This is a genomic window from Ruegeria sp. CH8 (genome assembly GCF_056536985.1).
In genome coordinates this window covers 141,242-156,088 of sequence record NZ_JBQFQR010000002.1, presented here as the reverse complement: position 1 = coordinate 156,088, position 14,847 = coordinate 141,242, and the positions used below count along the sequence as shown (strand labels likewise).

The 14,847-nt window shown below is 59.8% G+C and carries 14 protein-coding genes; 6 read left to right on the top strand and 8 right to left on the bottom strand.

Features of this window, described 5'->3' with window-relative positions; genetic code table 11:
- Nucleotides 1-6: 6 nt before the first annotated feature.
- The 5 genes from ACR0ER_RS02830 (at nucleotide 7) to ACR0ER_RS02810 (ending at nucleotide 5,793) form a co-directional block, all read left to right on the top strand.
- The gene (locus ACR0ER_RS02830) at nucleotides 7-1,371 is read left to right on the top strand and encodes an FAD-dependent oxidoreductase (RefSeq protein WP_480767634.1); all 1,365 of its coding nucleotides are present in this window, start codon (nucleotides 7-9) and stop codon (nucleotides 1,369-1,371) included.
- A complete protein-coding gene (locus ACR0ER_RS02825) occupies nucleotides 1,371-2,345 on the top strand; it encodes an isopenicillin N synthase family dioxygenase (RefSeq protein ID WP_480767633.1) in 975 nt (324 codons plus the stop codon). The genes ACR0ER_RS02830 and ACR0ER_RS02825 overlap by 1 nt, the downstream gene beginning before the upstream one ends.
- A gap of 90 nt (nucleotides 2,346-2,435) precedes the next feature.
- Nucleotides 2,436-3,509, top strand: a complete 1,074-nt coding sequence (locus ACR0ER_RS02820) for an AI-2E family transporter (protein WP_170331653.1) — start codon at nucleotides 2,436-2,438, stop codon at nucleotides 3,507-3,509.
- Nucleotides 3,510-4,199, top strand: coding sequence for an HdaA/DnaA family protein (locus ACR0ER_RS02815; protein WP_480767632.1), 690 nt, complete (start codon nucleotides 3,510-3,512; stop codon nucleotides 4,197-4,199).
- 49 nt (nucleotides 4,200-4,248) lie between these two features.
- Nucleotides 4,249-5,793 carry a Ppx/GppA family phosphatase gene (locus tag ACR0ER_RS02810; protein WP_480767780.1) on the top strand — a complete coding sequence of 515 codons (1,545 nt, stop codon included), beginning with the start codon at nucleotides 4,249-4,251 and terminating at the stop codon, nucleotides 5,791-5,793.
- A gap of 3 nt (nucleotides 5,794-5,796) precedes the next feature.
- Here ACR0ER_RS02810 and ACR0ER_RS02805 read toward each other — a convergent pair whose 3' ends face one another.
- The 7 genes from ACR0ER_RS02805 to ACR0ER_RS02775 all read right to left on the bottom strand — a co-directional run bounded on the left by ACR0ER_RS02805 (nucleotide 5,797) and on the right by ACR0ER_RS02775 (nucleotide 12,045).
- Entirely contained in the window at nucleotides 5,797-6,171 is a 375-nt protein-coding gene (locus tag ACR0ER_RS02805; protein ID WP_480767631.1) for a hypothetical protein, read from the bottom strand.
- Between the two features lie 37 nt (nucleotides 6,172-6,208).
- On the bottom strand, nucleotides 6,209-7,186 hold the full coding sequence (locus ACR0ER_RS02800; RefSeq protein ID WP_480767630.1) for an endonuclease/exonuclease/phosphatase family protein: 978 nt from the start codon (nucleotides 7,184-7,186) through the stop codon (nucleotides 6,209-6,211).
- Between the two features lie 4 nt (nucleotides 7,187-7,190).
- The gene (locus ACR0ER_RS02795; protein WP_480767629.1) at nucleotides 7,191-7,871 is read right to left on the bottom strand and encodes a TerB family tellurite resistance protein; all 681 of its coding nucleotides are present in this window, start codon (nucleotides 7,869-7,871) and stop codon (nucleotides 7,191-7,193) included.
- 42 nt (nucleotides 7,872-7,913) lie between these two features.
- Nucleotides 7,914-8,405: an N-acetyltransferase family protein gene (locus ACR0ER_RS02790; protein ID WP_480767628.1), complete on the bottom strand. Its 492-nt coding sequence runs from the start codon at nucleotides 8,403-8,405 to the stop codon at nucleotides 7,914-7,916.
- Complete coding sequence (locus ACR0ER_RS02785; RefSeq protein ID WP_480767627.1) at nucleotides 8,402-9,004, bottom strand: VOC family protein; 603 nt, start codon at nucleotides 9,002-9,004, stop codon at nucleotides 8,402-8,404. Before ACR0ER_RS02785 ends, ACR0ER_RS02790 begins: the two co-directional genes overlap by 4 nt.
- A 102-nt stretch (nucleotides 9,005-9,106) precedes the next feature.
- Nucleotides 9,107-11,233, bottom strand: coding sequence for a methylmalonyl-CoA mutase (gene scpA, locus ACR0ER_RS02780; RefSeq protein WP_170331666.1), 2,127 nt, complete (start codon nucleotides 11,231-11,233; stop codon nucleotides 9,107-9,109).
- Between the two features lie 26 nt (nucleotides 11,234-11,259).
- Complete coding sequence (locus tag ACR0ER_RS02775) at nucleotides 11,260-12,045, bottom strand: hypothetical protein (protein WP_480767626.1); 786 nt, start codon at nucleotides 12,043-12,045, stop codon at nucleotides 11,260-11,262.
- Between the two features lie 131 nt (nucleotides 12,046-12,176).
- Between ACR0ER_RS02775 and ACR0ER_RS02770 the strand changes: the two genes are divergently transcribed.
- Nucleotides 12,177-12,623: a DUF4174 domain-containing protein gene (locus ACR0ER_RS02770; protein ID WP_480767625.1), complete on the top strand. Its 447-nt coding sequence runs from the start codon at nucleotides 12,177-12,179 to the stop codon at nucleotides 12,621-12,623.
- 76 nt (nucleotides 12,624-12,699) lie between these two features.
- Here ACR0ER_RS02770 and ACR0ER_RS02765 read toward each other — a convergent pair whose 3' ends face one another.
- Nucleotides 12,700-14,745, bottom strand: coding sequence for an acetyl-CoA carboxylase biotin carboxylase subunit (locus ACR0ER_RS02765; protein WP_480767624.1), 2,046 nt, complete (start codon nucleotides 14,743-14,745; stop codon nucleotides 12,700-12,702).
- Nucleotides 14,746-14,847: the final 102 nt, after the last annotated feature.

Here is a 14,847-nt window from a genome sequence, read left to right as displayed (position 1 = left end):
GCGCCGATGCAGACCATTCAGGAACCCGCCCGTCAGATCCCTGTTGTCCACCAAACCGACGTACTGGTCGTTGGCTCAGGCCCCGCCGGCCTTGCCGCCGCGTTGGCCGCAGCGCGTGCCGGGGCCGAGGTGTCTCTGGTTGACCGTTTCGGCTGCATGGGCGGCAACATCACCGCCGTGGGCGTCGAGGGGTTCGCATGGTATCGCCACGAACAAACGGTTGAGGCTGGCGGTATCGGCATGGAGTTCGAGACACGCGCCAAGGATATGGGCGCGGCAGTGCCGGAAAGCCAATCCCTCAGCTATGAGCTGGACAGCGAAGGGTTCAAGCTGGTCGCCGACAAGCTGGTTGAAGAGGCTGGTGTGCATCCGATGCTGCATCGCCAGTTCGTCGCTCCGATTATGGAGGGCGACCGGATCACCGGCATCATCACCGAATCCAAAGCCGGGCGTGAGGCGATCCTGGCCAAGGTTGTCATCGACGCCACCGGAGACGCAGATGTGGCCCATCGGGCCGGTGCGCCCACCCACAAAACCGCACGTGAAGACATGATGGCCGCCTCGGTCATGTTCCATTTGGCAGGCGTCGACAAGCGCGCCTTTATGGAGGGCGTCAAGGCCGACCCGCAAACCTACAAGGACTGGGGCGGCGGCGGTGAATGGAACATCGAGACCAGCGGCAAAGAGGACGACATGTTCTCACCCTTCGTCAAGAAACCCTTCCAGCAGGCCATCGAAGAGGGTCTGATCCCGCCGCATCTGAATACCATCGCGGGTACGTGGGGTGCGATGCATGACACGGGTGAGCTGACCTATATGAACCTCATCCATCTGGCCGAGATCGACGGCACCGATCCTGACAGCCTGACAAAGGGTGAGATCGAGGGCCGTCGTCAGTCGATGCTGGCCATCGAAGCGCTGCGTCGCTACATGCCCGGGTGTGAAAACGCACGGCTGCGGAATTTCGGGATGACCATCGGAGTCCGCGACACCCGCAAGATCGACGCGGTGTACAACATGACCGAAAACGACGCCCGCCATCAGGGCCGGTTCGAGGACACGATCGGCATCTACCCCGAATTCATCGACGGCTATGGCATCCTGATCCTGCCCACGACCGGGCGGTATATGCAGGTGCCCTACCGCTCGATGCTACCCAAAGGGATCAAGGGCCTGCTGGTCGCGGGGCGTTCGCACGGGGCGGACAAGGTGGCCCATGCCGCCACCCGCAACATGGCGTGCTGTGCTGTCATGGGTCAAGGCGCCGGGATCGCGGCGGCATTGTCGCTGAAAAGCAACCAAGATGTGCACGAATTGAACCTTGCCCCGGTCCATGCTGAGCTAGACCGTCAGGGTGTGAGGATTCACTGATGGACCGCATCCCTACAATCGACATCGCCCCGCTGCATGATCCCGACCATGCCGACTATGACAGCACCGTCCAGCAGGTGATGGACGCCTGCACTGAGATCGGCTTTCTGTCGATAACAGGGACAGGCATTCCACAGGAAACGGTCGCCGACGTGCGCACTTGTGTGCAGGCCATCTTTGGCATCGACGAAAGCGCCAAATGGGATCAGGCTATCACCCGTGAGAACTATCGCGGGTTTATTCCGATGGGGTTCTTCACTCCCAATGACGGCTCGGGCAAGGCCGACAAGTACGAAGGATATAAGCTGCATTGCGAAACGGCTGCGGATTCGCCCATTCGCAAGGATTGCGCGCTCTACGGTCCGAATATCTGGCCGCGCGAGGTGCCCAAGGCGGGCGAGGTTATCCTTGGCTATTGGGCACAGCTGGATCGTGTGGCGGACATGCTGCTTGGCGCGCTGGAGTCCGGATTGGGATTGCCAGAACGCCAACTGCGCGATGCGTTCCTCCAGCCGATGACCAACATGACGCTGCTGCATTATCCCCCTCAGTCACCAGATGAGGGCGGCTATGGCATCCACCCGCACAAGGACACCGACGCGCTGACGATCATTGCCCCCGATCCGGTCGGTGGGCTCGAGGTTCAGACCCGCAACGGAGGCTGGATCACCCCCGACTGTCCGCCGGGCGGTTTCATCGTCAACATTGGCGACATGCTGGAGCTGTGGTCGGGCGGTCGCCTGAAATCCACGCCACACCGGGTAGTCAACCGCTCGGGCCGGGAACGCTATTCTTTTCCCTATTTCGCCGTGCCCCGTCATGATGTGGTCGTCGCGCCATTGCTGGACCCCCTGCCCGGCTTTGACCGTCCGTCCGTGCATTGCGGCCACTGGTCGGCTGAGATCTGGCGCACCAACTGGCCCGACGAAGAAGCACACGATGCGACCCCCGAACTGGGCACGCTCAGCGACTGAATCGACGGTTTCCTCGGGTCATGAAGCGCTTGCATCACGACGCTGCATAAGCGAAGAACACCAGCAAGAGCCGACAACAAGGGGACAGCCATGGCTTTGCCGGTGAAGGATCAGCTCAGGTACTGGGGCGTTGCCGCTGTGGTATTTGTGCTGCTGATGTGGGCACTTGGCGACGTTCTGCTGCCCTTCGTTATCGGCGGGGCGATTGCCTATTTCCTTGATCCAATCGCAGACCGGTTGGAAAATCTGGGCCTGTCGCGCATGGCGGCCACCGGGATCATCACCATCGTCGGTGTTCTGGGCTTTGTTCTGATGATCCTGATGGTCGTACCAGCGCTGATCACCCAGCTGATCGATCTGGTCGAGGTCCTGCCCAGCCTGTTCAAAGAACTACGCGGCTTTATTGAGAAACGATTCCCGTCTCTGCTGGACACCAATTCCAGCTCGCATCAGGCGCTGGTCTCAATCGGCGAAACGCTGCAATCGAAAACCGGCGATTTGTTGCAATCGGTCGTCGCATCGCTTGGCTCTGCCATAAACGTCGCCGTTCTGCTGGTGATCGCGCCCGTTGTGGCGGTTTACCTGCTGATGGACTGGGACCGTATGATCGCCCGCATCGGAGAGCTTCTGCCCCGCGACCACGCCCCCACGATCAAACGTCTGGCGGGTGAGATTGATGACGTGCTGGCCTCGTTCGTGCGCGGCATGGGGACCGTCTGTCTGATCCTTGGAACCTACTACGCGGTTGCGCTGATGATCGTCGGCCTGCAATTCGGCCTGATCGTCGGGTTCATTGCCGGGCTGGTCACATTCATCCCTTATCTGGGTGCCCTGATCGGCGGCACGTTGGCCATCGGTCTTGCGCTGTTTCAGTTCTGGGGGGACTGGGTTCATATCGGTTTGGTCGCTGGTATCTTTGCTTTGGGTCAGGTGACCGAGGGCAACTTTCTTACCCCCAAACTGGTCGGCAGTTCGGTGGGTCTGCACCCCGTCTGGCTGCTGCTGGCATTGTCAGTGTTTGGCGCTTTGTTCGGTTTTGTGGGTATGCTGGTCGCAGTACCTGTTGCAGCGGCGCTGGGTGTCGTGGCCCGGTTCCTGACCTCGCTCTATCTGGAAAGCCCTCTGTATACCGGCCTTGAAGGGCTGAAGCAGGACGACGAATAAATGCACCGACAACTGAGCTTTGATCTGCCGGCCAAAACCGCTCTGGGCCGCGAGGATTTCTTTGTCTCGCCTGCCAACGCACTGGCCGTTGCGATGATTTCAGCCACTTCCTGGCCCGGTAACAAGCTGGTGCTCAGCGGCCCTGCCGGGGCTGGCAAAACCCATCTGGCTCATGTCTGGGCGGCGGAAACCGGGGGGCGGATCATTCAAGCCCGCGACCTGCGCTATGACGACGTGCCTGCGCTGGCCCGAACCGCAGTTGCGGTCGAAGATGTGCCGATGATCGCGGATGACCTCGAGCAGCAAAAAACCTTGTTCCATCTGCACAATCTTGTTCTGGCCGAGGGGCATGCCCTGCTGATGACCGGACGGCTGGTCCCGAAACTGTGGCAGTTGCCGTTGCCCGATCTGCAAAGCCGCATCGAAGGCGCGCATCATGTCGCGCTCGATCCGCCCGACGACGCACTGTTGGGGGCGGTTCTGGCCAAGCTGTTTATCGACCGCCAACTGAACCCCGGCCCCGAAGTGATTGCTTATCTGGTCAAACACATGGACCGCCGCTTTGAAACCGCAGCCGAGGTCGTTGCGCGGCTGGATCAAATTGCCCTCTCGGAAAAGCGTGAAATAACGCGCACTCTGGCAGTCAGAGTATTGAATTCGGACGGAATAGATGTCGAACCAGACAATTGACCCAATCCCGGTGATTTCGCAAAGTGTTATCGGATCATCTGGAAAAGACATGGATCAGAGCGTCGAAACCGACATTCCGGACTGGGGGCCTTTCGGAAAGCCGCTGTTTGACAACCCCGAGGCGCGCGCGCTGTCGCGTGTCGGCGTTGTCGATGTCGGGTCGAACTCAGTCCGGATGGTAATCTTTGACGGGGCCGCGCGGTCTCCGGCCTATTTCTACAACGAAAAGGTGATGTGCGAATTGGGAGCGGGCCTGTCCGAGAGCGGTCGTCTGAACCCCCGAGGGCGGGTGCGCGCGTTGGCCGCGCTGCGCCGATTCCGTCGCCTTGCTGACGATCTGGGCCTGCCGGGCCTGCATGTCGTCGCCACCGCTGCCGTGCGTGAAGCCAAGGATGGCCCGGATTTTTGCGATGAGGTCAAATCGGAAACCGGTCTGCACGTCTCGGTCATTGATGGCGGGGAAGAGGCGCGGCTGTCCGCGCAGGGCGTGCTGCTGGGATGGCCCGGTGCCTATGGGCTGATCTGCGATATCGGTGGTTCCTCCATGGAACTGGCCGAGATCGGCGACGGTGACGTCGGTCGCCGAGTGACCTCGGCCCTGGGTCCGCTGAAACTGCGTGACATCAAAGGCGGACGGCGGGCGCGCAAGGCCCACATCAAAGCCACCATGGAAGAGCTGCGCGACCAGATGGGCAAGCAACGCGACCGTCTGTTTCTTGTCGGCGGCAGTTGGCGTGCCTTTGCCCGGCTGGACATGCTGCGCCGGGGTTACCCTCTGAACGTGCTGCATGAATACCGCATGACCACCAAGCAGGTTCACGAGACCATCAAGTTCATCGAAAAGGGTGACCCGGACGAACTACGCAGTATGGCTGGCGTTTCCAGCTCGCGCATGGCGCTGATCCCCTACGCGATGGATGTGCTGGCGCGTCTGATCCGGACGTTCAAACCCAAGGATATTGCGATCTCAAGCTATGGCATTCGCGAAGGTTTGCTGTACGAACAGATGCCGCAATCCCTGCGCGACTGCGACCCGCTGATCGAGGCCAGCCGGTTCTCTGAGGCAAAAGACGCCCGCTTGCCGGGGTTCGGCAAACACCTGTTCGATTTCGTCATGCCACTGTTCAAATCAGCCCCCGAGGCGCGCGTTCGCCTGATCAAGGCCGCCTGTCTGCTGCATGACGTCAGTTGGCGCGCCCATCCCGATTATCGGGCCGAGGTCTGTTTTGACTATGTCACCCGCGCCAATCTGGGCGGGTTGAAGCACTCGGAACGGATTTTCATCGGCCTCGCCCTGCAGCACCGGTATCGCAACAAACGCGAGGGCAACAGGTTCGAACCGCTTTACAAGCTATTGGACGAGAAGGATCAGCGACAGGCGGAAATTTTAGGCAAGGCCATGCGGTTCGGCGCCATGCTCTGGATGCAGAATGACGCCCCTATGGGGACCTTGCGCCTATACCCCAAGAAGCACCAGCTTGACCTACTGCTGCCGACCGCAGCAAGACCGTTGTTCAACGAAGTGGCCGAAGCACGATTTACGTCGCTGGCGAACGCTCTCAAGGCAGACACCCGCGTGATCATCCGGGACTGAACGTCAGATTTCCGTTCCTTCATCCGTTTCTTTTTCGGTTTTCTCGGGGGTTTCCGGTTGGTCCTGCAGCGTTTTTTTGCGGATGATGATATCGCCGTTGGGCAGTATCTCGGGCGGCTCATAGGCGCTCCAATCCTCGATCTCACCTGCTAGCTCAGCCAATGCAGGCCCCATCTGTTCAAAAAACGATTGCATTGCCGGACCGAACTGGCTGACTAGGCCTTGCAGGTCCTCGAGCGTGGGCTCCATTTCCTGCCGCAACCCTTTAAAGAACAACTCGGCTCCCTGCTCCATCAGGGATTTGCCGGTTTCTTCCTCGGCTTGGGCGGGCAACGTCAGAGCCGCTGTTACAGCGCAGATCGGAAGGAAATGTTTCATAACGCAAATATAGACCCTGACGCCCCATGATGAAAGGTCAGAGGTCGATATCCAGCGTAACCGGGAAATGATCGGATGCGGTCAACAGCGCCTGTTGCAAGTCTGGCAGAGCCCACAGATTGGCATCCTTCAACGGGTGCCAGATCCGCCAGGCCGGGCGCAGGGCGCGCAGGTTTTCACTGATCATGATGTAGTCTAGCAGCGCCTCGAGGTGGTGCCCGTCCTGACGGGCAAACCGGGCTGTGGACGGTGCCGGGTCGGCCCCTTTTGCATGCGGGTCGAACAAGCCGGCCTGCAGTAGAATTTCGACTGAGGAGCGCCCGAACAGATGCTCAAACTCATCCAGCCCCGGTCCGTCGTTCAAATCACCCAGCAGAATGACATGCTCGTCGTCAACGATATGCGCCCTGACGCGACGCGACAGCCAAACGGCCTGAGCCAGCTGTTTGCGCCGGTTTGCGATCGAGATCCGGATCGCTTCGTCTCGCGACCCGGCGCCGTGCGGGGCCTTGGATTTCAGGTGTGCCCCGATCAGACGCACCTGCGCCCCGGCCTTGGTTTGCACCGCCAATTCCATCGGCGGTTTGGAAAAACGCACATGATCTTCGGTCGAGTCGATATCGAGATCGATATGAAACACCTCGTCAAAACGCGGGGCTGCCCTGTCGCCCGGATTCGGATCGTGCCGCACCATCAGCGCGTCAGGATCGTACAGCAAGGCAAGTTCCTGGTGGGTATCGTTGGCAAATCCCATCACCGCGTGCGAGGTGCGCAGATCAAAGGCATCGGCAAAACTCTGCAACGCGCGGATGGTGTTTTGTGATTTGCCCGAGTTCGGCGCTTCGACAATCAGGATCGCATCAGCATCGACCGCCGTGAGTACCTTGGCGATGGCCTCAACCTGCTGTGCTTTTGTGACGTTGTGGCGACCGGACCAGCTGTCATCCACGACCAGATTGTCGTTGCGATCAAACAGGTTGGCGAACCATTCGATATTGTAGGTCGCCAGCCGCATCGGTTCAGGCCCGCGCGCCGTTGATCTCGTCCCACGCGCGGTTGATGTCGATCATCTTCTTTTCGGCCAGACGAATGGCCTCTTCGGGAACGCCACGGGCCATCATCGCATCGGGATGCGTGTCGCGCACCAATTGTCGCCAGACCTTGCGGATATCGGGCAACGGCATGTCACGCGGCACGCCCAGAACCGTGTAAGGGTCCTTGGGCGCGTCTGGCACAAAGCGCGCGCGCAAGGCCATGAATTGAGCGTCGCTTTGGCCGAAAATCCGGCTGACCTGTTCCAGAAACTCGTTTTCGTTCGGGTGATAGAACCCGTCGGCCATGGCGATGTGAAACAGCCCCTCCATCAGGTCGCAGAGCGTGGTGCTGTCATCGGCAAACATGCTCGCGATCTTGCGGGCATAGTCCTGATAGCCGGCAACATCTGTCCGAGCCATGTCAAACACGCGGGCCGCGCCGGCCTCATCCTCTCGCGCGATCTGGAAGACATCGCGAAAGGCCGTGACCTCGTCCCGCGTCACCTGACCGTCTGCCTTGGCCATCTTTGCGCCCAGCGCAATCACAGCAATCGCAAACGCGACCGAGCGTTCGGGCGGTGTGCGCAGTTTCTCGAAAACGGCCGTCAGGCTTTCGCCCTGGGCAAGCGCGCTCAGCGCATCGGATATACGGGTCCAGATCGACATGAGCGCACCCTAGCGCCCCAAATCGCAACTGTCAGGTGCAACCTATTCGTCAGGCGCAAGAATTTTCTGCATCAGAACAAGATCCAGCCGCTTGCCCCATTTGAAACCGACCTCGGGCATGAGACCGACCTGCGTGTACCCAAGCGCCGTGTGAAAAGCGACCGCCCCCGGATTGGCCGAGGAAATGCCGGCAATCAGCACATGCACACCCTCTGTCCGCGCCGCGTTTTCAAGCGCGGATATCAAAGCCCGCCCAGCGCCCTGCCCGCGCGCCTCTGGGGCCAACTGGATCGTGTGTTCGCGGCATTGCGCATAGCCCGGGCCGTTGCGAAATGCGGCGTAAGTAGCAAAGCCCAGAATCCGCCCGTCCTTTTCGGCCACCAGATAGGCAGGGCCGCGGGTTTTGATATCCTCAGCAATGGCATCTACGCTGCGGTCGTCGGTGGTGAAGGTCACCAGCGTATCGCGAATGATTGCGTTGGTGATTGCAGCGACTGAGGGGGCGTCTGAAACCTGCGCCGGTCTGATGATCATTCCAACACGCGCGGGCCGTGCGGCGTTTCAAACTCGGCCCGCAGCGCTGCGGGGCCGGTGTCGAATTCGACCGCCTCCAACACTCCCAACAACCGCGCCATGTCCAAGGCATCAGGGTGAAAGACAATCAGGCGCTTCAGTCGGCAGCCGCTGTTCTGCAGCATTCGCGCCGGGTGTAAATCGCCATGCCATTGGATCAGCGCAGGGAACAGGTTGTCGAAGGGCAACCGCCCGTTGGGCGGGACGGCCATCTGCCAGCGCAGCGCACCTCGGGCCAGATCAATCGGCTGGCCAACGCCATCGGGGAAAACGGACAAAGACGCCTCGATATCCTCAACCCGGCAGATCCAGTTGGTCAGGCGGGGTGAGCCTGCAAACTGGTCAAGATCGAACCACCGCGTGCGCTCGACCTTCGGCGCCTGTGGATCGATGGCGATCGCCTCCAGATACAGACCATCCTGCAGGCCCAACAATCGGTTATGGGTGCCGAAGGCCTCGTGCTTGCCGCCATCTTGCAGCGGCATACCCAAGGCTTGTTCGATATGGGCCGAGGCTTCCTCAAGTGTTTCGCCCGCTACGGCCAGATGATCCAGTAACATATACGCCCTCCAAACACAGCGACCAGACCCCGCAGGATCTGGCCGCATGTTTTCGCCAAATGGGCAGATTCACAAGGTTTTTCGTTGAGAACCCTTGCAGCCTTAGCCCTTGGCCTCACCGATCAAACGCAGGATGTCCTGCGCAGCCTCGGGGATGTTGGTGCCCGGCCCAAAGATCGCCTTGACGCCGTGGTCATAGAGGAACTGGTAATCCTGCTGCGGGATCACACCGCCACAGATCACGATGATGTCCTCGGCTCCCGCTTTCTTGAGTTCCTCGACCAACTGCGGCGCTAGTGTCTTGTGCCCAGCTGCCTGCGAAGAAATCCCTATCACGTGCACATCGTTATCGACCGCATCCTGCGCGGCCTCGGCAGGGGTCTGGAACAGAGGGCCAACGTCCACGTCAAAGCCGATATCGGCAAAGGCGGTTGCAATCACCTTAGCGCCCCGGTCATGGCCATCCTGCCCCATCTTGACGACCAGCAGGCGGGGACGACGGCCTTCGGCCTCGGCGAAGTCCTCAATGGATTTCTGGATCGCGGCAAAGCCTTCGTCACCTTCGTAGGCCGCGCCATAGACACCGGCCAGTGTCTTTACCTCGGCGCGGTGACGGCCGAACTCTTTTTCCATTGCCATGCTGATCTCTCCTACGGATGCGCGGGCACGGGCGGCCTCAACCGCGGCAGCCAGCAGGTTTCCGCCCTCTTGGGCGGTCTTGGTCAGGGCGTCCAACGCCTGTTGGCAGGCGGCCTCATCACGCGTTGCACGGATACGTTCCAGTCGCGCAACCTGAGCCTCGCGTACGGCGACATTGTCAACGTCCAGAATGTCGATCGGATCTTCCTGTTCCTTGCGGTATTTGTTGACGCCGACAATCACTTCGTCGCCCCGGTCGATCATGGCCTGACGGCGGGCCGCACTTTCCTCGATCCGCAGCTTGGGCATACCCGAGGCCACCGCTTTGGTCATACCGCCCATCTCCTCGACCTCTTCCATCAGGGCCCAGGCTTTTTCGATCAGTTCATTGGTCAGGCTTTCGACATAGTAAGAGCCCGCCAGCGGATCGACCACATCGGTCACGCCGGTTTCTTCTTGCAGCACTAGCTGCGTGTTCCGCGCAATGCGGGCCGAGAAATCGGTGGGTAGTGCGATCGCCTCGTCCAGAGCGTTGGTGTGCAGCGACTGGGTGCCGCCCAGAACCGCGCTCATCGCTTCATAGGCTGTACGGATCACGTTGTTATAGGGGTCCTGTTCCTGCAACGACACACCCGAAGTCTGGCAGTGGGTGCGGAGCATCTTGGACCGTTCTGATTTAGCACCGAACTCGGTCATCACCCGGTGCCACAAAGTGCGCGCGGCGCGCAGCTTGGCGATCTCCATGAAGAAATTCATGCCGATGGCAAAGAAGAAGGACAGACGACCCGCGAACTTGTCGACGTCCATGCCTGCTTCAGTCGCGGCGCGGACGTATTCGCGCCCGTCGGCCAGCGTATAGGCAAGCTCCTGAACCAGGTTCGCACCGGCCTCTTGCATGTGATAGCCCGAGATCGAGATCGAGTTGAATTTCGGCATCTCGTTCGACGTGAATTCGATGATGTCCGAGATGATCTTCATCGAGGGTTCAGGCGGATAGATATAGGTGTTGCGCACCATGAATTCTTTCAGAATGTCATTCTGAATGGTGCCGGACAGCACGGATTTGTCGTGCCCCTGCTCTTCGCCCGCAACGATAAAACTCGCCAGAATCGGGATCACCGCGCCGTTCATGGTCATTGAGACCGAGACCTTGTCGAGCGGGATACCGTCGAACAGAATCTTCATGTCCTCGACGCTGTCGATGGCCACGCCCGCCTTGCCGACGTCACCAACCACGCGCGGGTGATCACTATCGTAGCCACGATGCGTCGCCAGATCGAAAGCCACCGAAACACCCTGCTGACCGGCGGCCAGATTGCGGCGGTAGAAAGCGTTCGATTCCTCGGCAGTCGAGAATCCCGCATACTGACGGATCGTCCACGGACGCCCGGCATACATCGTCGCCTTCACCCCGCGCGTGAACGGCCCGACCCCTGGCAAAGACCCCATATGCGGAAGATCGGCCGTGTCTTCCTGTGTATAGAGCGGTTTGACGTCGATGCCTTCCAGCGTTTCCTTCGTCAGGTCTTCCAGCGGACGACCGCGCAGCTCTTTCTCAGCCAGCGCTTTCCAGTCCTTTGTATCGGTCATTTCGATTTCCTCTCGTCCATTCGTTCTTAAGCGGGCGCAACGTCGCCGCGCTCTGTTTCCTGCAGCAGGCACAGTTGGGCCAAACCATCAGCCCCCGAAGCCAGCCACGATAAATCCTCTGCAAATTTCGTCATCAAACCCAGTTCCTGTGCCCCATTGGGCACCTGCAGTTCGTCATCCTGGTCCTTGTTGAACCACAAGTCCGTCGCCTCGGTTGGCGCGACAATATCCATCAGACTGGCAAGTTGCTCATCAGGCCGACCGGCGAATTCCTCAAACGGCAACACCAACAGTGGGACCTGTGGAAAAGCGTCGGCCAAATCTGTGATTACGTCCTGCCAACTACGTGGGTGCTGCGCAACTTTACTCCACCGCATCGGTGTTCCGAATCTTGTCTTGTTCCGAACAGCGTAGGCTGCCAGCGAAGACCAATAGGTATTCAGCGCTCGGATATTGAGCGCCAACTTGGTCACGCGCCCTTTAAAGGCCTCAGCTACAAGCTGCGCGCGCAGTGCAACTTCGGGATAAAGCTCACCCTTCTGGAAGTTCTGCGGCATCATCCCCAGAAAGTTCTCTTCACTGACCAAGAGGTGTCGAACACCCTTTTCCTGACACTGGTCCAGATCATGCTGTAACGCTGCCTGAGATTCGGATGTCATGGATCTGAGAGCGCACAGGCCTGTTTCACGAACAAAATCCGGTCCCCAGACAGCAACACCCTGTTGTTCAAGCGTCGCAGCGTTGTGGCGTAAATACTCTTGAAAACTGGTGGTTGCACAGCGATGGGCGCCGAAATGCACGATGATTTCCATTCGCCTAACCCACCACGCCTACTTGCGCCGAACCGGGTTCCGACGATTTCAACACTTTTTTGAACCCCTCGTGCATTCCAACGGTCGCTTTCCCATGCAGAGAGGCTATATTCGATGGAACAGGAGGCCTTATGACACGTACGCTTGCCCTTGTTTTATCGGCACTATTCCCGTTGGCCGCATTGGCCGCTGACGGATCTGCTCCGGCAGAGGACGAATTTGTTCGCCCCGCTGGCGACAGCGAACTCAGTGAGTTTCTCTGGGTCAACCGGCCCATAGTCGTATTCGCCGACACACCTGCCGACCCGCGATTCCAGCAGCAGATCGACATGCTGGTCGAGGGCGAAGCAGCCATGCGCGACCGCGATGTGGTTGTGCTGACCGACACCGATCCGGCGGTAAGGTCGCCGATCCGGTCGCAGTTGCGGCCACGCGGGTTCCAGATGGTGTTTGTCGACAAGGACGGCGTCGTCAAACTGCGCAAACCGTCCCCATGGAGTGTGCGCGAAATCGGCCGGTCCATCGACAAGACGCCTCTGCGACAACGCGAGATTCGCGAACGACGCGAAGGCGGCTGAACGCCTTCGCCACGCCCCAAGCTCCCGGCGCAGAACGCCGGGGACTCAGTGCGATATGGCAAAAGCGAAGTCATGATCACTCGAACTCGATGATCACGTCGTCCACGGCAAGGCTGTCGCCGGGTCCTGCGTTGATCTTGGCGACAGTGCCCTTTTTCTCGGCGCGCAGGATGTTTTCCATCTTCATCGCCTCGACAGTGCACAGCGCCTGACCTTCCTGTACTTCCTGCCCCACTTCGACATCGATCTTCACGATCAGACCAGGCATCGGGCAGAGCAGCATTTTCGAGGTATCAGGCGGCAGTTTCTCGGGCATCAGCTTGGCCAGAGCGGCCTGATGCGGACGGCGCACATGCGCTTTTAGGTCCGCACCCCGGTTGCGGATACGGAATCCGCCCGAGATTTTGCCGACCTTCATGACCAACGGACTTCCGTCCACGTCAACGACGGCCAATTGATCGCCCGGCGTCCAATCCGAAGTCACGCGCAGGGTTTCTCCGTCAGCGAACTTGACGGTTGCGCCTTCCTTGTCAGCCTTGACCTTGACGTCGAACTCCTGCCCTTGCAGGGCCACGTTCCAGCGCTTGCCAACCTTGCGTTCGTGGTTGTCCATACGGCCCGAAACGCGGGTGCGGCGGATCTCGGCCACACGGTACATCGCCGCGCAGGACGCCGCGATCCGGCGCAGATCAACTGCGGAAAGCTCAACACCTTCGAACCCATCCGGGTACTCCTCGGCGATGAACGCCGTCGTCATATCGCCGCTGACGAATTTCGGATGATCCATCACGGCGGACAGGAACGGCAGGTTGTGACCGATGCCTTCAACCTCAAAGCTATCCAGCGCCACGCGCATCGCCTCAATCGCCTGTTCGCGGGTCGGGGCCCAGGTGCAAAGCTTGGCAATCATCGGGTCGTAGTACATGCTGATCTCGCCGCCCTCATAGACGCCGGTATCGTTACGCACTGCAGCATCACCTTCAGGCGCGTCGCCTTGCCATTTGCCGTTCACCAGCATCGGGCCAGCAGCCGTTTCCTGCGGCGGGCGATAACGGGTCAGGCGACCAATCGACGGCAGGAAGTTGCGATACGGGTCCTCGGCATACAGACGGTTTTCGATGGCCCAGCCGGTCAGGGTGACGTCATCCTGCGTGATCGTCAGTTCCTCACCCGCTGCCACACGGATCATCTGTTCGACCAGATCAACGCCGGTGATCAGCTCGGTTACCGGGTGTTCCACCTGCAGGCGGGTGTTCATTTCGAGGAAGTAGAAATTTTTCTCACCATCGACGATGAATTCCACCGTGCCCGCGCTGGCATAGTTCACGGCTTTGGCCAGAGCCACGGCCTGTTCCCCCATCGCCTTGCGGGTTTCGGGATCGAGGAATGGCGATGGCGCCTCTTCCACCACTTTCTGGTTCCGGCGCTGGATCGAACACTCGCGCTCACCCAGATAGATGCCGTTGCCGTGGCTGTCACACAGGACCTGAATTTCGATGTGACGCGGCTGGGTTACGAATTTCTCGATAAAGATCCGGTCGTCACCAAACGAATTCGCAGCCTCGTTCTTGGAGGATTGGAAGCCTTCGCGCGCTTCTTCGTCATTCCATGCGATCCGCATACCCTTACCACCGCCGCCGGCGCTGGCCTTGATCATCACGGGATAGCCAATCTGTTGGCTGATCTTGACCGCCTCATCCGCGTCTTCGATCAGGCCCATGTAACCCGGAACCGTCGAAACCCCCGCATCCTGAGCGATCTTTTTCGAGGTGATCTTGTCACCCATGCTTTCAATCGCACCAACCGGGGGGCCGACGAACGCCACGCCTTCGGCCTCAAGCGCCTCGGCGAATTTCGAGTTTTCGGACAGGAAACCGTAACCGGGGTGCACCGCCTGCGCGCCGCTTTGGCGGATGGCGTCCATCACCTTGTCGATCACGATATAAGACTGGTTCGCGGGCGGGGGACCGATGTGAACGGCCTCATCCGCCATCGACACGTGCAACGCGTTTCTGTCCGCGTCCGAGTAAATGGCAACGGTGCCGATGCCCATCTTACGGGCGGTCTTGATGACCCGGCAGGCGATCTCGCCCCTGTTGGCGATCAGGATCTTGTTGAACATGGAACGTCCTTTGTCTTGGTGTTCTGGAAACGCAAAACGCCGCCGCAGGGCTTGAACCCCACGACGGCGTGTTGCGCGATGACGGTCTGGGCGACGGGCGCC